Origin of the sequence: Muricauda sp. MAR_2010_75, from assembly GCF_000745185.1 — a bacterium.
GTDB lineage: Bacteria > Bacteroidota > Bacteroidia > Flavobacteriales > Flavobacteriaceae > Flagellimonas.
Map to the genome: position 1 here is coordinate 3,075,979 of NZ_JQNJ01000001.1, position 22,755 is coordinate 3,098,733.

The 22,755-nt window shown below is 43.0% G+C and carries 19 protein-coding genes; 12 read left to right on the top strand and 7 right to left on the bottom strand.

The features are described 5' to 3' along the window. Nucleotides 1-2 precede the first annotated feature (2 nt). Together FG28_RS13875 and FG28_RS13880 are read right to left on the bottom strand one after the other, a co-directional pair. Nucleotides 3-584, bottom strand: a complete 582-nt coding sequence (locus tag FG28_RS13875) for a fasciclin domain-containing protein (RefSeq protein ID WP_036383731.1) — start codon at nt 582-584, stop codon at nt 3-5. 5 nt (nt 585-589) lie between these two features. Next, a complete protein-coding gene (locus tag FG28_RS13880) occupies nt 590-1,102 on the bottom strand; it encodes a cytochrome c (RefSeq protein ID WP_036383734.1) in 513 nt (170 codons plus the stop codon). Nucleotides 1,103-1,185: 83 nt separating this feature from the next. Between FG28_RS13880 and FG28_RS13885 the strand changes: the two genes are divergently transcribed. Next, a complete protein-coding gene (locus FG28_RS13885; protein WP_231562632.1) occupies nt 1,186-1,650 on the top strand; it encodes an Rrf2 family transcriptional regulator in 465 nt (154 codons plus the stop codon). Nucleotides 1,651-1,711: 61 nt separating this feature from the next. On the opposite strand, the gene FG28_RS13890 is transcribed toward FG28_RS13885, so the two are convergent. From FG28_RS13890 to nirB, 5 genes are read right to left on the bottom strand one after another with little or no spacing between them, the layout of a single operon-like run. Next, nucleotides 1,712-2,089: a DUF7009 family protein gene (locus tag FG28_RS13890; RefSeq protein ID WP_036383737.1), complete on the bottom strand. Its 378-nt coding sequence runs from the start codon at nt 2,087-2,089 to the stop codon at nt 1,712-1,714. Nucleotides 2,090-2,100: 11 nt separating this feature from the next. Next, nucleotides 2,101-3,936 (bottom strand): type IV pili methyl-accepting chemotaxis transducer N-terminal domain-containing protein, encoded by a 1,836-nt coding sequence (locus FG28_RS13895; protein ID WP_036383740.1) that lies wholly within the window; start codon nt 3,934-3,936, stop codon nt 2,101-2,103. A gap of 27 nt (nt 3,937-3,963) precedes the next feature. Next, nucleotides 3,964-4,554, bottom strand: a complete 591-nt coding sequence (locus tag FG28_RS13900; RefSeq protein ID WP_156102279.1) for a DUF4202 domain-containing protein — start codon at nt 4,552-4,554, stop codon at nt 3,964-3,966. A gap of 19 nt (nt 4,555-4,573) precedes the next feature. After that, entirely contained in the window at nt 4,574-4,951 is a 378-nt protein-coding gene (gene nirD / locus FG28_RS13905) for a nitrite reductase small subunit NirD (RefSeq protein ID WP_036386647.1), read from the bottom strand. A gap of 11 nt (nt 4,952-4,962) precedes the next feature. Further along, entirely contained in the window at nt 4,963-7,482 is a 2,520-nt protein-coding gene (gene nirB, locus FG28_RS13910) for a nitrite reductase large subunit NirB (RefSeq protein WP_036383743.1), read from the bottom strand. 134 nt (nt 7,483-7,616) lie between these two features. Here nirB and cobA point away from each other — a divergent pair, with 134 nt between their 5' ends. The 11 genes from cobA (at nt 7,617) to FG28_RS13965 (ending at nt 22,609) form a co-directional block, all read left to right on the top strand. Further along, entirely contained in the window at nt 7,617-8,378 is a 762-nt protein-coding gene (gene cobA, locus FG28_RS13915; RefSeq protein WP_036383745.1) for a uroporphyrinogen-III C-methyltransferase, read from the top strand. A gap of 186 nt (nt 8,379-8,564) precedes the next feature. Continuing rightward, on the top strand, nt 8,565-9,983 hold the full coding sequence (locus FG28_RS13920) for an MFS transporter (protein ID WP_036383748.1): 1,419 nt from the start codon (nt 8,565-8,567) through the stop codon (nt 9,981-9,983). A gap of 14 nt (nt 9,984-9,997) precedes the next feature. Next, nucleotides 9,998-10,762: a Crp/Fnr family transcriptional regulator gene (locus FG28_RS13925; protein WP_081894391.1), complete on the top strand. Its 765-nt coding sequence runs from the start codon at nt 9,998-10,000 to the stop codon at nt 10,760-10,762. Between the two features lie 399 nt (nt 10,763-11,161). Further along, on the top strand, nt 11,162-12,547 hold the full coding sequence (locus FG28_RS13930; RefSeq protein WP_036383749.1) for a CmpA/NrtA family ABC transporter substrate-binding protein: 1,386 nt from the start codon (nt 11,162-11,164) through the stop codon (nt 12,545-12,547). 15 nt (nt 12,548-12,562) lie between these two features. Then, nucleotides 12,563-13,669, top strand: a complete 1,107-nt coding sequence (locus FG28_RS13935) for an ABC transporter permease (RefSeq protein ID WP_036383751.1) — start codon at nt 12,563-12,565, stop codon at nt 13,667-13,669. Between the two features lie 10 nt (nt 13,670-13,679). Beyond that, nucleotides 13,680-14,519, top strand: a complete 840-nt coding sequence (locus FG28_RS13940; protein WP_197062603.1) for an ABC transporter ATP-binding protein — start codon at nt 13,680-13,682, stop codon at nt 14,517-14,519. Nucleotides 14,520-14,542: 23 nt separating this feature from the next. Continuing rightward, nucleotides 14,543-15,376, top strand: a complete 834-nt coding sequence (locus FG28_RS13945; RefSeq protein WP_036383752.1) for an ABC transporter ATP-binding protein — start codon at nt 14,543-14,545, stop codon at nt 15,374-15,376. Nucleotides 15,377-15,419: 43 nt separating this feature from the next. Beyond that, nucleotides 15,420-16,706, top strand: coding sequence for an alginate export family protein (locus tag FG28_RS13950; RefSeq protein ID WP_036383755.1), 1,287 nt, complete (start codon nt 15,420-15,422; stop codon nt 16,704-16,706). A gap of 102 nt (nt 16,707-16,808) precedes the next feature. Continuing rightward, nucleotides 16,809-17,498, top strand: coding sequence for a response regulator transcription factor (locus tag FG28_RS13955; RefSeq protein ID WP_036383757.1), 690 nt, complete (start codon nt 16,809-16,811; stop codon nt 17,496-17,498). A gap of 134 nt (nt 17,499-17,632) precedes the next feature. Further along, nucleotides 17,633-21,166, top strand: coding sequence for a nitrate reductase (locus FG28_RS13960; RefSeq protein ID WP_036383760.1), 3,534 nt, complete (start codon nt 17,633-17,635; stop codon nt 21,164-21,166). Nucleotides 21,167-21,169: 3 nt separating this feature from the next. Further along, the gene (locus FG28_RS13965; RefSeq protein ID WP_036383763.1) at nt 21,170-22,609 is read left to right on the top strand and encodes a rubredoxin; all 1,440 of its coding nucleotides are present in this window, start codon (nt 21,170-21,172) and stop codon (nt 22,607-22,609) included. The last annotated feature ends 146 nt before the right edge of the window (nt 22,610-22,755 follow it).

The following is a 22,755-nucleotide window of genomic DNA, read 5'->3' on the forward strand; positions in this document are numbered from 1 at the left end:
AGTTATTGCGTAGGGGGTAGGATGACTTTATCCACCACATGGACAATGCCGTTCCCAGCTGGTACACTGGCAATTATTTTAGCGCCGCCCACGAAGACATCATCACCCTTCACTTCCACGGGTACGCTTTGATCATTGGCCTGTCCCAGCTTTTTGAAGTTTTTCAAAAACTCCTTGGTATACTTTCCAGGGGTTACGTGGTATTTAAGGATGTTTGCCAAGGCATCCTTATTTTCGGGTTTCAACAAATCTTCCACGGTACCTTCAGGTAAGGCATCAAAAGCTTCATTGGTAGGAGCGAATACCATTAATGGACCAGCGTTGACCAACACATTTTCCAATTTTGCGGCTTGTACGGCAGTGACCAACGTACTGTGGTCGGGCGATCCAATGGCTATCTGCAATACATTGGGCGTGGATTCATCGTCCTCTATAAAGGCTTGTCCCTTGCTATACTCCGAGGAAATTGAAGATTCGCTCGGACTTGTGTCATTTGTTTCATTTTGAGGCCCTTTTTTACAGCTGCTTAGAATCATAAGCAGTGCAAACAGCCCTGTCATACTGAGTTTAATGGTTGATCTCATAACGGTTATTTTAAGGTTCTGAAATATTCGAGAATAGCTCGTGCTTGATCTTCGGTCAACCCTTGATTGGACATGGGCGACCCGTTGAACTCTTGGAGCAGGTCTTTGGCCAATGGATCCTGTTGTACCATTTCCTGTGGGTTCAAGATCATGTTCATGACCCATTCCGGGGTTCTTCTTTCTAAAATTCCATTGGGAGGTGGGCCGATGAATTTTTTACCAATTCTATGGCAGGCCAAGCACATTTGGTCATAAACCCCTTTTCCGCTTGCCGCCAAAGTTTGGTCAATTTCAGGGGCCAATTCAACGGACTTGATGGGGCCGACTCCCTTAGTGGTCATATCAACACGTTCGGAAGCCTTTACTTCATTGGAGGTGTTTGTCTCCACAGGCTGTTCGGTTTCGGCTTTTTTCCGTTGTACACTAAAGCCTTCCTCTTTTTTTTCCTCTTTCTTTCCTCCGCAACCCATAATAATGAGGGCAAAGAGAAGGGCTATTCCTTTTATTATTGTTTTCATGACATAATTGGTTAAAAATTATGCCTCAAAAGTATGCAGTGGTCTAAACCTATAACATGATATAAGTCATAAAAAGGATAAAAATGTCTTTTAATCTTTGTTATGATAAAACTGTCATGCTTTCCAATTCATCCAAATATGCCATAAAAGGAGTCCTCTATTTAGCATTGAACTCCGATAGCGACCATAAGATCATGGTCAGGGATATTTTTGAGGTAGTGCATGTCCCGGAAGCCTATCTGGCCAAATTGCTACAAGAACTTTCCCGGCATGGTATTATTTCCTCCACTAGGGGACCTCGGGGAGGGTTTTATTTGAGTGAGGATGATCGAAAACGGACCTTAATGGATATTGTAAAGGTCATTGATGGGGAAAAGCGCGTGAATTCATGTGTCATGGGTATCAAGGATTGTGATATGAGCAATCCATGCGTGCTTCACAAACTTGTGGGCTCCAACAAATCCAAGTTTATTACCGTGCTTGAAAGCACGACCATTTTGGATTTGATCGAGGGAAAACAGGATATCGAGGAGTTTTTCCCATTGTAGTGCCTTTCCTCAATATTCATTTCCCTTAAAAAAACTTGATGGTTGTTTTAGACTTAAAGGATTAGCATGCGTTGGTGCCAGTTCTGGGGTTTGGATAATTGTCCGATTGGTCCTCAATGGTCTCATCGAGGCATACAAAATCTTTTTCCAGCAGCAGTGACAGTTGCTTTCCATTGGGTAGGTCCATGGTGCCACTAAAACCAACCCTATCCGATGTAGCCCAATCAGACCGTTCCACATCAGAAAGGAATAAGGTTATGGTATTTTCCTCAAAAGAAGCCTCCAAAGCATCAATACCTTTTTTTGCTTTTAGCATGTAGGTGAACACGGAATTGCCAAAATCCGTGGTTTCCTTGTAAGACCCTGTTTTGCAAAAGGTTTCTACTTCGGTCTTGGTCAATCTATATCGGATTGAATTTCCTTTTATCCTAATTTTCATACCCTTTTTATTTACTGTTCCACTTCTTGTAGTGTTTCACCGAGATGGTAATTTATGGTAACTCGGGTTCCCTCTCCTGGTGTTGAATTGATGAAAAGCCTTCCGTTAATATAACTGATTCGTTCCCTCATAAAAAACACGCCCATACCACCCTCACTACTGTTTTTTGGTGGTTTGTCCAGAATGGTTGGATCAAACCCCTTTCCATCATCATCAATCACCACGCTCAACAAGTTGCCCGTAAGGTTAATGGTCACCAAAATGTAATTGGCATCCGCATATTTTATGGCATTGTTCACCGCCTCTTGGGTAACTCTATAAATATTGGTCTCGGCCAATGAATCAAAACGGATATTCTCCTCTGCCTTGTTTTCAAATAAAATGTTTTTTCCCGTTAATTTACTCAGTTCTGAGGTCATTTTTTGCAAAGCGGGAAAGATTCCGTGATCGCCCAGTTCAGGTGGTGTAAGGTTAAAAGTAGCGGTTCGTACCCCTTTGATGAGGTCTGATGTGAGACTTTTTAGGTAATCAATTTTCTCCTTGGTCTTTTCCTTGTTCTTTAGGTTTATGGATTCTATGTTGAACCGCAAGGCCGTAAGCATCTGTCCAATGCCATCGTGAATGTCCTTGGCAATTCGCTTACGCTCTTCTTCTTGGCCTTCAACGATAAGACTGGCCTGCAATTGCTTTTGTCGCATTCGGTCCTCATAATTCTGAAGCGTGAGTTGTTCCACTTTTTTCTGGTTGTTCATACGCTCGGTGATGTCCGAGCACAACAACAATACGCTTTGTTTTAAACTGGATGGGTGCATGGGAATTATGGACATGTCCAACCAAAGTTTTTTCCCAGCTTTGGTATTTATCTCAATTTCCTCGGTCCGAATACTTTTACGAGGCTTGGTCAAAATTTCATTTAGGTACTGTCGTTGCCCCTCATCCACCGTTAAAATCTCGGATAAGTGTGCATTTGGCTGAATGTTGGTTTCTTCCAGAAGCGTCAGGAACTTTTTGCTGATGAAAACAACGGAACCATCGCTACGGGCACTGGCAAAAAGAGCGGCATTGTCAATCACAAAGTTGAGTTCCTTTAACTCTTGAAGGGATTTTTCCTTTTCTTCGAATATTTTCTTGATTTCCTTGGCATCTTGATCTGATCGTAATTTACTTTTTACCAAATCCCGGATAGTTTCCCTAATTTGGATGGAAAGCGGCCTAAAGATAAAGAGCACTTCCAAGACCAAAATCAGTAGTGAAAAGGCCAACAACAAATACTCCTTCACCTTCAAATTCTGTAGCTGTTCCTTGCTGATGGCGTCATATTCGTTCACAATGGCATCCATTTTTTCAAGAAAGGGCGCCTCGTTGGCCAATAAAATGCTCAACTGAGCCTGATTTTCTAATGAGTCCTGCTCCGATAGCATAAGCTCCACGGCAGTGACCATGGCACTGTGGTGTATGGAGAGCTCCTTAAAATGCTGAAGTATGGCTTCATTTTTCTCTTTGGGAAGTCCAATACTGTCATTTCCCATTTGAAGCCCTTCATGGGATGTCTTCCATACATAAAGGGTGTTTTTTAGCTTATCCAGAAGCTCCTGTTGCTCGTCTTTTCCAAGATTCCCCTGATTGAGCAGCAAGGCTTCCTTGACCAATTTTTGACTATAGGCCCGTTGGCGACCTGCCACATTGATCACACGTGAATCACTTAATTGGGAATTAAGGTGTTGTTGTATCAGGATTTGGGCAATGATAACAGTAAAGGCAATGGCGGAAAGGGCCAATACGTACCATTTTCGGATTCTCAAAAATGTTGAGACATCCAATGCTTGCTGCTGATTGCTCCTTTTCATTGTTTTATATCCAAATTAGGTAGTGCACTAATCTGACAGCGCTTTTGAGACCAAGGCGGAGCCTCTATCGGAAAAAGACAGTGCCAAGGCAGCTGCATGGCCCTTTGGCGACATTTTTTTCCATGTTTTCTGTATGATGGAGATTATTTTATCATCATCGTGTTTTGCGAGAAAGGGCTCGTAGTAATATTTTAAAAAAACCAAGCATATCACATCTTCCAAGGTTTGGGTTTCTTCATCTTTCTTCAATTGCTTTTTTAGGAGCAAAAAACTGACCCGATCTATAATTTCTTGGTCGTAGCCTACTTTTTGTAATAGGGCAGTGGCCTTTTCGGCATGGAACTTTTTCAGGTCTTGTCGCCATTTGAGGTACCCCACCCGGTTCATTTCATAGGATTCCCTCGGTATTTCCCATCTGCATATGTGCTGGCAACGGGCGGTAAGCCGCAGTGCTTCAGAGGCATTGGGCTCAAACTCGTTCAGAATATCCGTCATTCGCACAGCGTACAAAAGCTCTTTGGGATACTCTTTCCCTTCAAAAACTTCCTTGTTGGGGTCTTGTGCATTGGCCCCATCAAACAACTTGAACGCTTCTGAAAGTTTTTTGGACATGCCCATATATATTGGTTTTTTAAAGCTATTCAGAAAAACCAAGATAAACAAAGCCATTTTCAACTTTTACGGGAAAAGTGGCAATTGAGGGCAGGTTCCCGTTGAGATTTTCGCCTGTTTCCAAAGAGAACGTTTTTTTGTGCATGGGGCAGGCTACTTTTGCTATCCCGTCCGCGTCACCGATCATGCCACGGCTCAAGACCATTTCCATTTTGTGCGGACATAAGTTTTGACAAGCATACCATTTTTGCTTTCGTTTAAAATGATACACGGCAATTTGTTTGTCCTTGTATTTGACGCAGGCTCCGCCATTTTCTGGTATGTCCCGTTCATGGCAGGCTTTGAACCAAACGGTTACCTTTTCCAAAGCAACGGGAGCGTACTGTTGAAACAGTGTTTCCATTTTATTTGTGTTTAGTTGGTCCATGGTTCCGGCATTTTTTGTTCTCGCATGGGTACAAAAACTATATTGTCGTCCCTTTCATCAGTATTTACAAAGTGAGAGAAGCGTTTTTTGATTTCTTCATTTTCCACGGCTTGTTTCCATTCACATTCGTACTTATCTACCAAGGATTGCATTTCCACTTCCAACTCTTCGGCAATGTTCAAGCTGTCATCCACCACAATTTTTTTGAGCTGCTCAATTCCCCCCTCCAGTTTCTCCAACCAGGCGGCGGTACGCATCAGGGGTGCTGCGGTACGGATATAGTACATCAAGAAACGATCTAGATATTTTATGACGGTTTCGTTATCTATTTGCTCGGCCAGTAAGAGTGCGTGCTTGGGGGTGGCACCTCCATTTCCGCAGACATAAAGGTTCCAACCGCCTTCCACTGCAATCACACCAAAGTCCTTACCACGGGCTTCAGCACATTCGCGGATACATCCGGAGACGCCCCCTTTTAGTTTATGGGGTGATCGTAGTCCTTTGTAGCGATCTTCAAGCTCAATGGCAAAGCTTACACTTTCATCCATTCCATAGCGGCACCAAGTGGAACCCACGCAGCTTTTTACGGTGCGTAGTGATTTCCCATAAGCGTGGCCACTTTCAAAACCGGCATCGATCAATTTTTTCCAGATGGCCGGAAGGTCGTTCAGTTCGGCTCCAAAAAGGTCTATGCGCTGACCACCTGTAATCTTGGTATACAGATTGTATTCTTTGGCCACTTCTCCAATGACAATCAATTTTTCGGGTGTGATTTCTCCGCCAGGTATTCGCGGAACCACCGAATAAGACCCATTTCTTTGGATGTTGGCCAAAAACCTATCGTTGGAATCCTGAATTACATCTTCCTTGTTGGCGGTATCGTTGTATATGGTGGCAAATATGGACGCCAATGCTGGTTTGCAGACCTCACAACCATCTCCTTTTCCACATTTATCAAGCGCTTCGTCGTAAGTCGTTATCTTTTTGACCTTAACAATGCCATACAATTCTTGTCGGGTATATTCGAAATGCTCGCAAATAATATCTTTTACCTCTTTCCCCATGGATTTAAGGGTCTCGTTGACGAGTTCCACCACCATGGGTTTGCATCCGCCACAACCCGTAGTGGCTTTGGTGCAGCTTATAATATCTTTAAGTGAATCAGACTCCCCGTTTAGGAGGGATGAGCAAATGTTTCCTTTGGAAACACTTTCGCAGGAACATATTTGGGCTGTATCGGGCAGGTCCATTGCACTGCCAAAGGCAGAACCTCCCTCGCCTCGGGCACCTACGATCAATTCTTCTGCATTATCGGGCAAGGCCATCCCATTCAAATACATTTGGTGCAGAATATTATAGTCTGAAGCGTCTCCAACGAGAATGCCACCCAAGAGCGTTTTCCCGTCATGGCTTACGTTGATTCGTTTGTAAAGATATTTTGTCTTGTTTTCAAAAATGATGGACAATCCTTTGTCTGCTGGCATATAGGGCGTTCCAAAACTGGCCACATCCACACCCATTAATTTTAGTTTGGTGGACATGTCTATTTCGTCCGGCATAATGGTTTCAGAGTTTCCCAGAATCTGGTTTACGGCCACATCGGCCATTTCGTAACCTGGGGCCACCAAGCCATATATCATGTGATTGTAAAGTGCTACCTCTCCAATGGCATATATATCTTTTACAGAGGTTTCCATTTTGTTGTCCACTACAATTCCGCCGCGAGTTCCCATTTCCAATCCGCAGGTTTTACCAAGTTCATCCCTTGGGCGGATTCCTGCGGAAATAATGAGCATATCCACATCCAATTGGTCGTCCTCGCCAAAATCCATCCCTTCAATGACCTTATCTCCCAGAATTTGGTTTGTGGCTTTGCCCAAGTGAACCTGTATACCCATGGATTCCAGTTTTAAGCGCAATACATTACTACTGCGCGTATCCAATTGTCTCGGCATGAGTTTTGGGGCAAATTCCACTACGTGTGGTTCAAGTCCCATATCCAAAACGGCTTTTCCTGCTTCGAGCCCTAAGAGCCCACCTCCCAATATGGCAGCCTTGCCGTCTGGTTTGATGGCTTTTATCTGGGCCGCATAGGCCAGCATGCCTTCAAGGTCTTCAATGGTTCTGTAAACAAAAACCCCTTCCTTTTCCACCCCTTTTATGGGAGGTACAAAAGGAACGGAACCCGTAGCCAGCACCAAATGGTCATATGAATAGGAACCACCGGATATGGTGTGTATTTCTTTGGAGTCACTTTTAATGTCCGTAACCCTTTGATTTGTAATGAGCTCAATGTTATTTTCCTTATACCAAGAAGCGGGAGCCAATTCCAATGCCTTCGCATCTTGATTTCCAAAAAACTCGCTTAGATGCACGCGGTCGTATGCAGGTCTGGGTTCTTCACCAAAGACAAGAAGCTTATATGAAGAATTTGCAGGATGAGCCCTGAATTTCTCACAGAACTTGTACCCTACCATACCATTACCTATTACAATTACAGTTTTCATACACAGGAAATTTAAAATACATTCCAAAACTAAGTATAATTACGTAATTAAATACTGATTATTTAAAAATAATTACGTATTCTTGTTGTCAGATTCATAAAAATTTTTATTGAAAAACAATAAAACACGATAGGATGGAAACTAAAGTAAGTTTGGTAGGTGCTGGGCCAGGTAGTGCGGACCTTATAACTGTAAGGGGTTTGAGGGTGTTGAAGTCAGCAGATGTTGTTTTGTATGATGCCTTGACAAATAAAGACCTTCTTAACGAGGTAAATGACGGGGTGCCGAAAATATACGTAGGTAAAAGATGTTCAAAGCATAGTTATACCCAGGATGAAATTAATCGGTTGATTGTGGAAAATGCATTTAGGTATGGCCATGCCGTTAGGTTAAAAGGAGGGGACCCTTTTGTATTTGGAAGAGCATCCGAGGAAATACATTATGTTGAATCTTTTGGAATACCCATTGATGTGATTCCTGGGGTGAGCAGTGCTATTTCGGTACCCGCAAGCCAGGGCATTCCCGTAACCAAAAGAGGGGTGAGCCATAGTTTTTGGGTGGTAACAGCCACCAGAAAAGACGGTGGATTTTCAGAAGACCTAAGCTTGGCCTCACAATCTTCAGCAACGCTCATTATACTGATGGGCATACGTAAACTTGCTGAAATTGCTGGAGAAATACGGAAGTACCGAAACGGAATGACTCCAATAGCAGTGATTCAAAATGGAACTATGACCACCGAATCATGTAGTACTGGCACATTAAATAATGCAGAAACTATACTTGAATCAATAGATGCAACGCAACCCGGAATTATTGTGGTTGGAGATGTGGTTGCAGACCATCCTTCCTTTTTTGAAGATGAGGTCATGAGAGTTTTGCACTCTTCCTATTAGTTATATACCCCACTCATTCATATTTCTATATTCTGAATATAAGTGGAGATTTATTTTCATTTTCATTGTTTTTTCAGCCAAGATTGGAAACTTCTCAAAAATTAGCTTTTATCTAAATTTTGACTATTAAAAATACGTATAAATACTTAGTAATACTTATTTTTACGTCAAAGAAAGCTAAGTATCATGTCAATTACTTCACAAAAAGCCACTGCTTTAAACTTATTGAACTTTAAAAGTATTCCAACAAGAACCTTTTGGATTACCTCAATTGCATTCTTTACCTGCTTCTTTGCATGGTTCGGGATTGTTCCGTTTATGCCGGATGTAGTAAAGGATTTGGGGTTGACACCTAACCAAAAATGGAATTCGGTCATTTTAGCGGTAACGGGTACCGTTTTTGCCAGGCTTCTTATAGGGAAACTATGTGATAAATATGGTCCAAGATTGTGCTATACTTTTTTGTTGACCATCGGGGCGCTGCCGGTTATTCTAATTGGATTTGTGCAAACTCCCCTGCAATTTTTGGTATGTCGCCTTTTTATTGGATTTATTGGGGCTTCCTTTGTGATCACCCAATTTCATACCTCAATTATGTTCGCCCCAAATATCGTGGGTACGGCCAATGCTACTTCAGCGGGCTGGGGAAACCTTGGTGGTGGTGCCAACCGCTTGGGAATGCCTTTGATTGCAGCGGCAGTGGTGAGCTTTGGTGTGGCCGATGAAATAGCTTGGCGTTATTCCATGATCATAGCAGGTATTATTTGTTTTGGAATGGGGCTAGTTTACTATTTCTTCACTCAAGATACACCAGAAGGAAACTTTTCCGAATTAAAGGAAAAGGGAGAGTTGAACATAAAAAAGAAAGATGAAATCCCATTTTTAAAAACCCTTACCGATTACAGGGTATGGATTTTGTTCATAGTCTACGCGGCTTCATTTGGTATGGAACTTACTGTTTATGGAACCATGGATGATTATCTTCAAAACACATTTCACTTAAATAGAACAACCGCTGGTAACTTGGTTCTGTCATTTGCCTTGATGAACATTTTTGCCAGAACCTTGGGCGGTTTTTTTGGTGATCGTTTTGGAAAACTTAAAGGACTGAGAGGCCGTGTACTTTTTTTGGCCCTAATTTTAGGTCTGGAAGGTATTATGCTGTCCATTTTTTCCACAACCACCAGTATAGTATTGGGAATAGTATTTTTGGTTGCCTTCAGTTTAACCGTGCAAATGGCGGAAGGAGCTACTTTTTCAGTAGTTCCGTTTATCAATAAAAAGGCTATCGGATCTATATCGGGCATTGTGGGGGCCGGAGGCAATGTTGGGGCTTTCCTGGCCGCCCTATTGTTAAAATCAAAATCAGCCATGGCTGAAACAGCTGCCATAAAAACCTCTGCTTCTTTAGGAGAGGAAGCTGTGAAAATGGCCCAAGCTACAGCGGCTTCCTCAGCTGTTTCCAGTGGATACTTTATTATAGGAGTATTTGTTGTGGCGACAGCGTTTTTGTCATTGGCCATTAAATTCTCAACGGCAGATGAAAAAGAAGGAAAAATTCAAAAAGCTGGTCAACCCAAACCTGTTTATGTTGAGTCAAAATAAATAAACCACAACAAATGCAATTGTACCGAACATACGAGCATCAAATTAAAGAAAGACGTAGAAACCCAGTAGTTTCAGATACCTCGTGCGTTCGCTGCAACAATGAAAATTGCTTGCTGAAAAAAAACATCGATTCTCCCGTTGTTGCCAAGTTTACTGAACGGAAAAATGATATCCGATGTAAAAAAGGGCAGCAGTTTATTATTGAAGGGGCCCCGGTAAACGGACTTTTCTTTATCCTAAAGGGTAAGGTGAAGGTTTTTAGAACCGGTATAAATGGAAGGGAGCAAATTGTTCGCTTTGCAAAAGCAGGTGAAATCATTGGCCATCGTGGGTTCGGTACTGAAGAGTTCTATCCCATTGGGGCAATCGCCTTGGAAGAATCAACCCTATGTTATTTCTCAAAGGACTTGCTTCAAGAAGTACTGAAAAGCGATGCATCATTTGCATACGATTTAATGCTCTTCTATGCCAACGAACTGAACAAGAGTGAGGCAAAAGTAAAATCTCTTTCCCAAATGACAGTTAGGGAGCGAATCATTGATACTCTTTTGTACATCAACCGAAAATTTGGCCAATCCAATGGTTTTCTTGATTTGCCCTTGAGTCGAAGGGATTATGCCGATTATGCCGGAACGACTGAGGAGCAGGTTATTAGAATTTTTTCTGCACTCAAAAGGGAGAACCTCATCAACGCAAAAGGCAAGCGAATAGGTATTGTTGATGTAGATTACTTAAAAAGGGAAATCCTGGAGCACAATTTCTACCTGGCCGGATAGCATATCGAATTATCCCATTTTCACAGCAATTTTTATCCAACAACTACATTATCAATTTGGATATTCCGAGCCTTTCTGGACGGTTCAGACCATAATCATTCTACACCCCACTATTCTTAGTAAGCTCAAATGATGGTGCTCTTAACTAAATGGGGGTGATGTTAGAAGAGCTTCTCAGTACTACGTACCCCTGATTCAGCTTACTGCAATAATATATATGTAACTACAAACCAGATAGTTAAAGTAACAATATGTTTTTTGACAGGTTTTGACATGGCTTTAAACATGACGGCTCATGTATTAAAAAGATGTGTGGCCATGTTCTTTCTCATAAAATGGTTCCATAATTCAGCATACATTTGTTAAAAATAAGTACTAATACGTAGAAAACTTACTATTATGAAAAACATCACTTTAAAATCAATCGCATGTTTACTCTCTGCATTTCTTATGGCATGTGGAGGAAAAACCGAGAAGAAAGCATCAGAAACCGCTCAGGCCAGCATACCTGAAACTACCCTGGAAATCGAGAAGCCCCAGTTGACTTTCGGCTTTATCAAACTTACCGATATGGCCCCTCTGGCCATTGCTAAGGAAAAAGGCTTTTTTGAAGACGAAGGACTTTTTGTGTCAGTTGAAGCACAATCCAATTGGAAAAATGTATTGGACCGTGTCATAGATGGACAATTGGACGGTTCACACATGCTGGCTGGGCAACCTATTGCTGCCGGAGCTGGATTTGGCCGACAGGCACAATTGGTCACCCCATTCTCAATGGATTTAAATGGGAATGGAATCACCGTGTCTAATGATGTATGGTCCAAAATGAAACCAAATGTTCCGAAAGATGAGGAAGGCAAACCTGTTCATCCGATAAAAGCAGATGCCCTAAAACCTGTCATCTCTTCCTATAAAAATAGCGGAAAACCTTTTAAAATGGGGATGGTGTTCCCAGTGTCCACCCACAACTACGAAATTAGATACTGGTTGGCCGCAGCCGGAATCCATCCAGGGATGTACACAGCCGATAATGTTCAGGGACAAATTGATGCCGAAGTTTTGCTATCGGTCACACCTCCGCCACAAATGCCAGCCACTTTGGAGGCCGGGACCATTTATGGCTATTGTGTTGGAGAACCTTGGAACCAACAGGCTGTATTCAAAGGAATAGGAGTTCCCGTAACCACCAATTACGACATCTGGAAAAACAATCCTGAAAAGGTCTTTGTGATGACCAAAAAGTTTGTTGAGGAAAACCCCAACACAGCCGTTGCTGTGACCAAGGCACTAATTCGTGCTGGAAAATGGTTGGATGAGCCAGGCAATAGGGCAGAGGCCGTTAAAATTTTGTCCATGCCCCAATATGTGGGTGCAGACGAGGTTGTTTTGGCCAACTCCATGACCGGAACCTTTGAATTTGAAAAAGGTGACAAACGGTCTATGCCCGACTTTAATGTGTTCTATAAGTACAATGCCACCTATCCTTTTTATTCTGATGGTATTTGGTTCTTGACCCAAATGAGAAGATGGGGACAAATTCCCGAACCAAAACCGGCAACGTGGTATGAAGAAACCATTAAGGACATCTACCGCCCTGATATCTGGAAAAAAGCGGCCAAGCTTTTGGTAGCTGAAGGACATATTCCCGCTGCGGATATTCCTGAAACTGATGGTTATAAACCAACTACCACAGATTTTATCGATGGAAACGCATACGACGCCAAAGATCCCATCGGCTATATCAACAGCTTTGAAATTGGGAACAAAGACAATTCTGCACTTTAAAAAACAGTAAAAATCATGAAGCAAAGCATAACTGCAACTAAAGTGAATGACATCAAATGGATGGGAGTGGCAAAATCACTCCTGTCCAAAGTAAAGGTCAAGACCCCAAAACTGGAATTCAAGACAGTATTTAAAAAGTTCATTATCCCTATAATTTCCATTCTACTTTTTATTGGATTATGGCACATGGGCGCCAAGGCACTGTATAACATTGAGGCGGATTATAAAATCCAGAAAGCCTTGACTGATCAAGGTCAGGCCGCAGCCGATCAAATGGAGGCTTGCATTCTGTCTGGCGATATTAGTTGCCAGCCCAATACGCTGCCATCTCCCGGTCAAGTGTGGGATTCTTTCAATACGTTGATTGCGGACCATAAGAAAATCAGCGCCGATAAGTTGGCGTTCAAGGCAAAAACGGCGACCATTAACAAAAAGCGTGAGGCTGAAGGCAAAGACCCGATTACCTATACTGGAAGACCTTCCTTTGTGGACCAAATTTTCACCAGTTTGGAGACGGTATTTGCCGGGTTTCTGTTGGCCTTGGTCATTGCGGTTCCCATTGGTATCATCATTGGTCTGAGTGAAACATTACGGAATTCATTCAATTGGTTGATTCAGGTCTTTAAGCCGGTGTCTCCGGTGGTTTGGTTGTTGTTGGTCTTTATGATCGTAAAGACCATGACCAAGGATTCCAACCAAGACAGTGCCTTTATCATTTCGTTCATCAGTGTAGGGCTTTGCTCCATGTGGGCAACCTTGGTAAATACGGCCATGGGGGTTTCTTCCGTGGACAAGGACTATCTCAATGTTGCCAAGGTGTTAAAGCTTGGACCATTTCAAAAGGTCTTTAAAGTGATTTTGCCATCATCCCTCCCCCTGATTTTTACGGGACTTCGGATTACACTTTCCGTGGCATGGATGGTATTAATCGCCATTGAACTCTTGGCACAAAGTCCTGGTTTGGGCTCCTTTGTATGGGAAGAATTTCAAAACGGGGCCAATGATTCAAACTCAAAGATTATCGTGGCCATGTTCATTATAGGAATCATAGGATTCTTATTGGATAGAATCATGTTGGTGATTCAGAACATGGTATCATTCAATAAAAATGCAACCGCTTAACATAGACATCATGGCATATTTAGAATTGAACAACGTTTGTAAGACCTATGGCGAAGGCAGCAACAGTACCGAGGTGTTGAGCAATATCAACCTTAAAATTGAAGAAGGTGAGTTTGTAGCCATTGTCGGTTTCACCGGAAGCGGAAAAACAACCTTGGTGAACCTCATAAATGGACTGTTGCAACCCACCAGTGGCGAAGTACTTTTTAAAGGAAACCCCGTTGTGGATACCAGCCATGAGAGAGGAGTCATCTTTCAGAATTACTCCCTGCTCCCTTGGTTGAGCGTATGGCAAAATGTGGCCATGGCGGTAAAGGAAGCCTTTCCAAAAAAGAATAAAAAAGCCATAAAAAAGCGTGTGGCGGAATATATAGAAATGGTCAACCTTACACCCGCCAGTAACAAAAGGCCGAAGGAACTGTCAGGTGGAATGCGACAGCGTGTTGCCGTGGCAAGAGCTCTGGCCATGAATCCGGAAATGATCATTATGGACGAACCTTTGGGAGCTCTTGATGCCCTCACGCGGGGAAACCTTCAAGACGAAATACTAAACATTTGGAGTAAAGATAAACGTACGGCATTGCTTATCACCAACGATGTGGATGAGGGTATCTATATGGCGGACAGAATCATACCGTTACGACCAGGCCCCAAGGCCACTTTAGGGCCTGAGTTCAAAATAGATATTGAACGCCCAAGGGACAAAACAGCATTGAACGATGACCCGGAGTACAAAAAGACCAGAAATGCCATCATTGAGTACCTGATGGGTATTGGTGAAGAGCGCAGGGCGGTATCGCAAAAAACGTACGAGCTGCCCGATTTGAGCCCCAAAAGCTTTGTGGCATAGTATAATTTAAAAGAATAGCCATTATGGAAATACAACTAGAAAACAAGACCGGTGCTATATCCCATGAGAATGGAATCATTTATCCATCGGACAGGATTATGTTGGATTTGAGAGACCTTAAAAAGGTCTATCCCACTCCAAAGGGCGATTATGTGGTCCTTGAACATTTGAACCTACAGATTCTAAAGGAAGAATTTGTCACCATCATCGGACATTCAGGCTGTGGCAAGACCACAATGCTCTCCATGATCGCGGGTCTCAACTCCATCTCAGGAGGGAACATTGCAATATTGGGCAACGCCATAAAAGGACCAGGACCCGATCGCGGGGTCATATTTCAATCTCCAAGTTTAATGCCTTGGATGACGGCCTTGCAAAATGTGTTGTTGGGGGTGAACCGTGTGTTTCCACATGCCAGTAAATCCCAACAAAAGGACATCGCCAAATATTACCTGCATAAAGTGGGCCTTGACGGGGCATTCAACAAAAAAGCCAACGAGCTGTCCCAAGGCATGCAACAACGCGTGGGTATAGCAAGGGCCTTTGCCATCAAGCCCAAGGTCTTGCTCTTGGATGAACCCTTTGGGATGTTGGATTCCCTAACACGGGGTGAATTACAGGACATTCTAATAGAAATCTGGAACAAAGAAAAAATCACAGCGGTTATGATCACGCACGATGTGGATGAGGCCATTTTCTTGGCAGATCGTGTAGTGATGATGACCAGTGGTCCCCGTGCCAAAATTGGTGATGTTCTAGATATAGATTTTGAACGTCCCAGAACAAGAAAGGCAGTGTTGGAGCACAGCCATTACTACAAGTATCGCAAACACCTTATCGACTTTTTGGAACATTGACGAACAACTAATAAGAATTTAAACCAATAAACTCAAAACAATCATGAAAAAACAATATGTATTACTCACCTTGGCTATCTTGATGGCCCAATTCACTTTTTCCCAATTTACGTTGGATGGGGAGTTTAGGCCAAGAACCGAATACAGAAACGGATTCGGCAGCTTAATCCCAGAGGACGACGATCCAGGTTTGGCTACCTCCACCAGGGCACGATTAAATGCCGCATACCAAACAGAAAAATACAAATTTTACCTTAGCCTTCAGGATGTAATGGTCTGGGGCGAAAATCGACAGTTACGACCTGATGACGAGAACGACACCTTTGCCGTGTTTGAAGCATGGGCCCAACTCGATCTAGGCTCTGGCTGGTCCACAAAACTGGGAAGACAAGTACTTTCTTATGACGACCAGAGAATCTTGGGCGGAGTGGACTGGACGCAGCAAGCCCGTAACCATGATGCTGCCATGATCAAATATTCCAAAGGTAATTTTTTGCTCGATTTTGCCTTTGCCTTTAATCAGGATTTTGATAATCCAAGTGGTTTTCAATCCGTTGGCAATGCATATAATACCACTGGTTTTTTCAGCTACAAGACCATGCAAATGCTTTATCTAAAACAAAAATGGGAAAGTTTTGCGGCCAGCTTGGTATTGCTCAACAATGGCTTTCAAAACTTTGATGACAATGACAATGCCGATGGGTTGAGTAGCTTACAGACCTTGGGCACACATCTAACCTTTAAAAAAGGAAGTTTTGGACTTGCGGCCAATGCATTTCTTCAGACTGGGGAACGGCAAGGCGAACTGGACGTAAAGGGAGCTTATTTGTTGAGTCTCGATCTAAGCTATAAGGCATCCAGTACAGTAGGTCTTGGTGCTGGAATTGAAATTATAAGTGGAAATGATGGACAAACTGCTGGGGAGACCGGTGCCTTCTTCCCACTATACGGTACCAATCACAAGTTCAACGGCCTTATGGATTATTTCTATGTTGGCAATCATGCCAACTCTGTTGGGATATTTGATATTCATGCCAGTGCCAATTTCAAATTGGGCGAAAACTCAGATTTATTGGCGAAGGTCTGGAACTTTAAGGGCGAGGAAGACCTGCCCAGCGGAGAAAATGCTTTAGGTACCGAGGTTGATTTGGTATTCACCCAAAAGTTCAAAGGCTACGCCTTAAAGGTGGGTTACTCGCACCTATTCCCCGCAGATGGTATGTATGAGCTTAAGGGTGTAGCCGAGGCAGATGCCGCCAGCTCTCAAAACTGGGCATGGGCCATGTTGATCATTAAACCCAAACTTTTTACCACGGCCAAGGCGGAATAGTTTAAGTGATTAGCTTTGCTTTGATGGGGCTGTTCCTTTTTATATTGGAGCGGCCCTTCATTTGTTCTTAGGGTATTTCAATAATTCGATTATTTTTGTGTAATGCAAGATTCGGTACTTCAACAGATCATTACCATTGTGTTGGCCGATGACCATTCGCTTGTAAGGGATGGCATTGGTGCCCTGTTAGAGGAAGAGCCAGATTTGGATGTTATTGGCGAAGTTTCCAACGGATTGGAAGCCATTCAAATGGTTGAAGACTTGGCACCTGATATTTTGATCATCGATATCAGAATGCCTGAATTGGGAGGTATTGAAACCGTGGAACGGTTGAATGAGAATCCCAATTTAAAGACCAAGTGCATCATACTTTCCATGCATGATTCAGAGGAATACATCCTAAAATCCGTGCAGGCCGGGGCCAGTGGGTATCTTCTAAAGGATACGGGCAAAACTGAATTTGTAAAGGCCATACACATGGTGCAGGAAGGCGGAAAATATTTCAGTGGGGATATATCCAATGTTTTGGTGAACAATCTGTTCAGCTCGGGAAAGAATATCAATGACAAATCTACTTCAAAAGAGCGTAAAAGCAATCCTTTTGACCTCACCAATAAGGAACTGAAGGTATTGGAGCTTGTTCTGGCCGGGTACACCAACAAAGAAATTTCCGAGAAATTAAAGAACAGTAAGCGCACCATTGAGACGCATCGTTTCAACTTGATGAAGAAGATGAAAGTCAAGAACCTGATCGATCTTTCCAAAAAAGCGAGCGAGTATAATTTAGTGTAGGTTTCATTTTTTCAACCTTTTACTGGAATTTTTATCATTCTCTCGATTTAGAGCATCACTTTTAGCATATTCTTACTACGTATTTGTACGTAAATTTATAATTTTCGACATCGAAAAAACACGGTGTGAATACGATGCAGGAAAAAGAAAAACATAATACCATTTGTTCGTATTGTGGAGTGGGTTGTGGAATTACGGTAACCAAAGATGCCAAAGGTGTACTGTCCGTAAAAGGAGATGAGGACTACCCTGTCAACAAGGGCATGTTGTGTACAAAAGGAAAGACCTTGAACTATGTTGCCCAAGATACAACAGACCGGATTTTACACCCAGAAATGAGATGGAGCCGAAACCACCCCATGCAGCGGGTCAGTTGGGATACTGCGCTAAAACGTGCCGCAGCGGTTTTTAAGAGCATTATGGATAGGCATGGTCCCGATAGTGTTGGCCTTTATGTTTCTGGACAGTGCCTTACCGAGGAATACTATCTGGCGAACAAGCTTACCAAAGGTTTTTTGGGGACCAATAACATTGATACCAACTCCCGACTCTGTATGAGCTCCGCTGTGGTCGGGTATAAAAAGACGGTGGGAAATGATGCTGTTCCCATTTCCTATGAAGACATCGAGTTGGCAGACTGCTTTTTGATAGCCGGGGCCAATCCCGCTTGGTGCCATCCCATTTTGTTTAGAAGAATAGAAAAGCATAAAGAAGCGAATCCCAAGGTAAAAATCATCGTAGTGGACCCGAGGAAGACTCAAACCTGTGCCTTGGCAGACCTCCATTTACAAATATTGCCGGGAACCGATGTCATTCTGTTCAATGCCATGGCGAGATGGCTCATTGAAAAGAAGAAAATCGACAAATCATTCATACAAAAACATACCTCCAATTTTGAAGCCTGTAAGCAGGTGGCCTTTGAACTCAGCATTCGCCAAGCAGCGGAAAAATGTGGCATAACAGCCGATGAAATCCGAAAGGCGGCCAAAATGATAGCAGATGCAAAAGGGTTTATCAGCATGTGGACCATGGGATTGAACCAAAGTGTGATTGGAGTGGACAAGAATGTTTCCCTGTTGAACCTTTCGCTTTTAACGGGACATATTGGAAAGCCCGGTTCAGGCCCTTTTTCATTGACCGGTCAGCCCAACGCCATGGGTGGACGGGAAGTTGGTGGAATGGCCAGCCTACTGGCTGCACACAGGGATTTGGGAAACCCAGTGCATAGAAAGGAAGTGCAGGAATTTTGGGGTGGAAAAGAAATACATGGAGACCCTGGTTACACGGCAACCGAAATGTTTGATGCGTTGGAATCCGGAAAAATGAAGGCCATTTGGATTATTTGCACCAATCCCATAGTAAGCATGCCCAATGCCAATAAAATTGAGAAAGCACTCCAAAATGCCAACTTTGTTATTGTCCAGGATATTTCCCATCATTCCGAGACCACTAAATATGCCGATTTGTTGTTGCCGGCTGCTGGATGGTTGGAGAAGGAGGGCACCATGACCAATTCTGAACGGCGAATCAGCTATTTGCCCAAGGTTATCAATGCTCCAGGAGAGGCTTTGCCCGATGCGGAAATCCTATGGCGGTTTGCACAGGAAATGGGGTATGGTGGATTTGATTACGAGAACACTGCCGAGGTCTATGACGAATATTGCTTGATGACCAAGGGCACCAATATCGATATTTCGGGATTGTCCCATAATCGACTCAAAAAAGAGGGGAGTTTTCAATGGCCGGTACCATCCCCTGACCACAAGGGTACGCCCCGTCTCTTTCAAGATCACAGCTATTTTACAGCAAACGGGAAGGCCCATTTTAATGCCCCGAGAAATCTGTACAACAAATCAGAGGAAACCACCCCGGAATTTCCTTTGGTGCTGAATACGGGAAGAGTTCGGGATCAATGGCATACCCGTACAAAGACGGGGAAAGTAAAGCGCCTTCTGACCCATATCCCATCACCTTACCTTGAAATGAACAGGGTGGATGCCTATTTGCGTAATCTCAAAGAAGGTGACATCGCTTTGGTGAAAAGTAGACGGGGCAGTGTTAGGGTCAAGGTCAAGATAAATTATGACATTCGGGAGCGGGTGGTTTTTTTGCCCATGCACTGGGGAAAAATTTTAAATGATGATTTTAGTAGGGCCAATAACCTTACCAACGATATTGTTGATCCCATTTCAAAAGAACCTGATTTTAAATATTGCGCGGTTCAGGTAGAAAAATACAAGAAACCGAAGCAAAAAATAATTATCGTTGGGGCTGGAGCCGCGGCTTACCGTTTTATCCAAACCTATCGGGAAAAGAACAGGGTGGATGAACTCCATGTGTTTTCAAAGGAAGAACATCCGTTCTACAATCGTGTGTTGTTGCCAGAATACGTGAATGAAGAGTTACCGTGGGAATCCCTTCAAAAACTAAAGCAAGGGGAATTGGAAAAGCTCAAGGTCGATCTATATCCCAAAAATGGCATCCAAAACATCAACCCTCAGAAAAAGACGGTCACCGATGATTTAGGAAATGAGCATTCCTATGATCTATTGGTCATGGCCACAGGAAGTAGTGCATTTGTGCCCGGGGATGTTCGGATAGATCTTCCGGGCAGATTTACTATGCGGGAACGCGGCGATGCGGACCGACTCAAAAGATATTTGGCAGAGACCGGACTCCCGCCCGTTGAACAGCATGTGGTTATTGTGGGAGGTGGTCTCTTGGGTCTGGAGTTGGCGGCTGCATTAAAAAAGATTGATACCAACATCAGCATTATTCAACGGGCCCCAAGATTGATGGAGCGGCAATTGGACCCCATCTCCAGTAGGTTATTGGCCGAAGATGTTTCCGAAAGGGGGATCCAATTGTTTTTTGATAATGAGGTGAGCACCATCTTTGAAGAAAAGGAATCCCAATATACCCTTATGGTCAACCTTAAAACCGGACGTACTTTGCGTAGCAATGCCGTGGTGTATGCCATTGGAACTCGACCCAATATTGATTTGGCCAGAAATGCAGGTCTGGAGACAAGAAGGGGTGTTTTGGTAGATCCCTATTTAAAAACCAGTGACCCCTCCATTTTTGCTTTGGGTGAAATTGCTGAGTTTGAAAACGCGTTGTATGGCATAACATCTGCCGCAGAGCAACAAGCAGATGTAGCGGCAAATTATATCCTTGGCGATTTGGGAAGCATTTACCGGGGTTCTGTGTTGATGAACATCCTAAAATTTGAAAATCTGGATCTTTGCAGTATTGGAATGGTGAATGCTCCTAAGAACGATTCAAGCTACGAGGAGATTCTCTTGATGGATGTCAGCAAAAGGTTCTACAAGAAATGCATCGTAAAGGATGATACCTTAAAAGGAGCCATTTTGATGGGGGACAAAAATGAATTCGCAGAATTTAAACGACTTATTGAAGATGAGATAGAACTTTCCGAAAAACGGAATGAACTGTTGCGGGGTGCATCCAATTCAGAACCTCTTAAAGGAAGTCTGATTTGTTCCTGTAGCCAAGTAGGGGATGGGAACATTAAAGATGCCATAGCAGGAGGCTGCGCCGATTTCGCCCAATTGTGCTCCCAAACCGGGGCAGGACTGGGATGCGGAAGCTGCAAACCCGAGGTCAAAGCCATCCTAAATAGACAATTAAAAACCGTTCCAGTGTAGCTTATGAACGACGATTTGCACAGAATATTGATCAAAGGAGGGATTACGTCACCCGGGGAACTCAAGGACAGTATAGCCATGCTGGAAGCCGCTGGATTGTCCGAAGTTTATTTTGGATCGCGCCAAGATCTACTTTTCCCTTTAAATGATGTAAAAAAGGATCATCTGGAAAAAATATCCAAGTACAATACGGATATCATAGCCAATCGATCCTATCAAAACATTGTGTGTTCCTATGTTTCGGTGGATATTTTTGACACAACATATTGGTTGAAGGGATCAACCTATTTGTATTTATTGGAACAGTTTGATTTTCTTCCCAAACTAAAAATAAACATCACCGACCCCAAGCAACGACTGGTGCCCATTTTTAGCGGTAACCTGAACTTTGTGGCATCGGAACAGGAAGATTATTGGTACCTGAACATACAATTGCCCCATTGGAAGAAAAGTGCCTACTATCCAGTTTTGATCTATAGTTGGGATATGGTTTCTTTATGCCGGGCCATTGAAGAGGTGTACCATACCATGGATAATGTAGATCAACTGTTCACTGTATTGAACCAACGGATGCAGACCCACAACAATAAGGCAATCAACAAGGAACTTCACATCCCCTTTTTGACCTTTCCTTATTATGAGGGGATGAACCGTATGGGACTGGATCAATTTTGGTTGGGACTGTATTGGAGAAACAATCGGTATGACCTGAAATTCTTGAAGGAGTTTTGTGGGTTTTGTCTGGACAACAGTATTGGGAAAATATGCATTACCCCTTGGAAATCATTCATTATCAAAGGGATTCCCAAGGAAAGTCGCCCCGAATTGGAACGTTTTTTAGGGCAAAGGGGAATCAATGTACGGCATTCGCAATTGGAAATGAATTGGCACTTGCCCGTTGATGACCAAGAGGCGTTGGAGCTTAAAAAATATTTGGTGAACAGCTTTGACCAAAACGACATTAGTACCTATGGCCTTACCTTTGGCATCAGTAAAGATGTGGGCAAACAATCCCATTTTTCCTCTATTGTGATTGAAATAAACCCATTGTCCCAATTGGTGGAAAAGTTCAACGTGAAGCCAACCTATAATGTGTGCCATTTTAAGAATTTCGACCCCAATACCAGACAGTATTTGGTCTATGCCCAAGATGTGGATCAAAAGGAACTGCCCAATTTATTGATCGAGTTGAGCAAGCAGTATTTTTTACAACTCGGAAACGAAGGATCGGCAAAGGGGAAAAAGACAGAGAAGAATGAGCAGACCATGCACCTTGTTCACCAATGCCAAAATTGTTTAACAGTATATGATGAGGCAATTGGGGAGCCCCAGTCCAATATCGATCCAAGCACCAAGTTTGAAGATTTACCGAAAGAGTACACCTGTTTGGTTTGCGGAGCGGAAAAATCAAAATTCCAGAAAGTTGAAATTGCCATGGTTTAGGGTTGAATTCAACTTGCCCTCTTCAATCTCAAAATCTCTTTTGATGAGCAACAACTTCAAACACTTTATATAAAACCCAAAGATTCCATAATCCATTGCCTTATAGTCCAAATTTTTGGTGGTACTAGTTAAGCGAATGTTGTTTT

Coding starts and splice junctions, on each gene's coding strand:
- FG28_RS13875 (WP_036383731.1), bottom strand. CDS start 584: ATGAGATCAACCATTAAACTCAGTATGACAGGGCTGTTTGCACTGCTT.
- FG28_RS13880 (WP_036383734.1), bottom strand. CDS start 1,102: ATGAAAACAATAATAAAAGGAATAGCCCTTCTCTTTGCCCTCATTATT.
- FG28_RS13885 (WP_231562632.1), top strand. CDS start 1,186: ATGTCTTTTAATCTTTGTTATGATAAAACTGTCATGCTTTCCAATTCA.
- FG28_RS13890 (WP_036383737.1), bottom strand. CDS start 2,089: ATGAAAATTAGGATAAAAGGAAATTCAATCCGATATAGATTGACCAAG.
- FG28_RS13895 (WP_036383740.1), bottom strand. CDS start 3,936: ATGAAAAGGAGCAATCAGCAGCAAGCATTGGATGTCTCAACATTTTTG.
- FG28_RS13900 (WP_156102279.1), bottom strand. CDS start 4,554: ATGGGCATGTCCAAAAAACTTTCAGAAGCGTTCAAGTTGTTTGATGGG.
- nirD (WP_036386647.1), bottom strand. CDS start 4,951: ATGGAAACACTGTTTCAACAGTACGCTCCCGTTGCTTTGGAAAAGGTA.
- nirB (WP_036383743.1), bottom strand. CDS start 7,482: ATGAAAACTGTAATTGTAATAGGTAATGGTATGGTAGGGTACAAGTTC.
- cobA (WP_036383745.1), top strand. CDS start 7,617: ATGGAAACTAAAGTAAGTTTGGTAGGTGCTGGGCCAGGTAGTGCGGAC.
- FG28_RS13920 (WP_036383748.1), top strand. CDS start 8,565: ATGTCAATTACTTCACAAAAAGCCACTGCTTTAAACTTATTGAACTTT.
- FG28_RS13925 (WP_081894391.1), top strand. CDS start 9,998: ATGCAATTGTACCGAACATACGAGCATCAAATTAAAGAAAGACGTAGA.
- FG28_RS13930 (WP_036383749.1), top strand. CDS start 11,162: ATGAAAAACATCACTTTAAAATCAATCGCATGTTTACTCTCTGCATTT.
- FG28_RS13935 (WP_036383751.1), top strand. CDS start 12,563: ATGAAGCAAAGCATAACTGCAACTAAAGTGAATGACATCAAATGGATG.
- FG28_RS13940 (WP_197062603.1), top strand. CDS start 13,680: ATGGCATATTTAGAATTGAACAACGTTTGTAAGACCTATGGCGAAGGC.
- FG28_RS13945 (WP_036383752.1), top strand. CDS start 14,543: ATGGAAATACAACTAGAAAACAAGACCGGTGCTATATCCCATGAGAAT.
- FG28_RS13950 (WP_036383755.1), top strand. CDS start 15,420: ATGAAAAAACAATATGTATTACTCACCTTGGCTATCTTGATGGCCCAA.
- FG28_RS13955 (WP_036383757.1), top strand. CDS start 16,809: ATGCAAGATTCGGTACTTCAACAGATCATTACCATTGTGTTGGCCGAT.
- FG28_RS13960 (WP_036383760.1), top strand. CDS start 17,633: ATGCAGGAAAAAGAAAAACATAATACCATTTGTTCGTATTGTGGAGTG.
- FG28_RS13965 (WP_036383763.1), top strand. CDS start 21,170: ATGAACGACGATTTGCACAGAATATTGATCAAAGGAGGGATTACGTCA.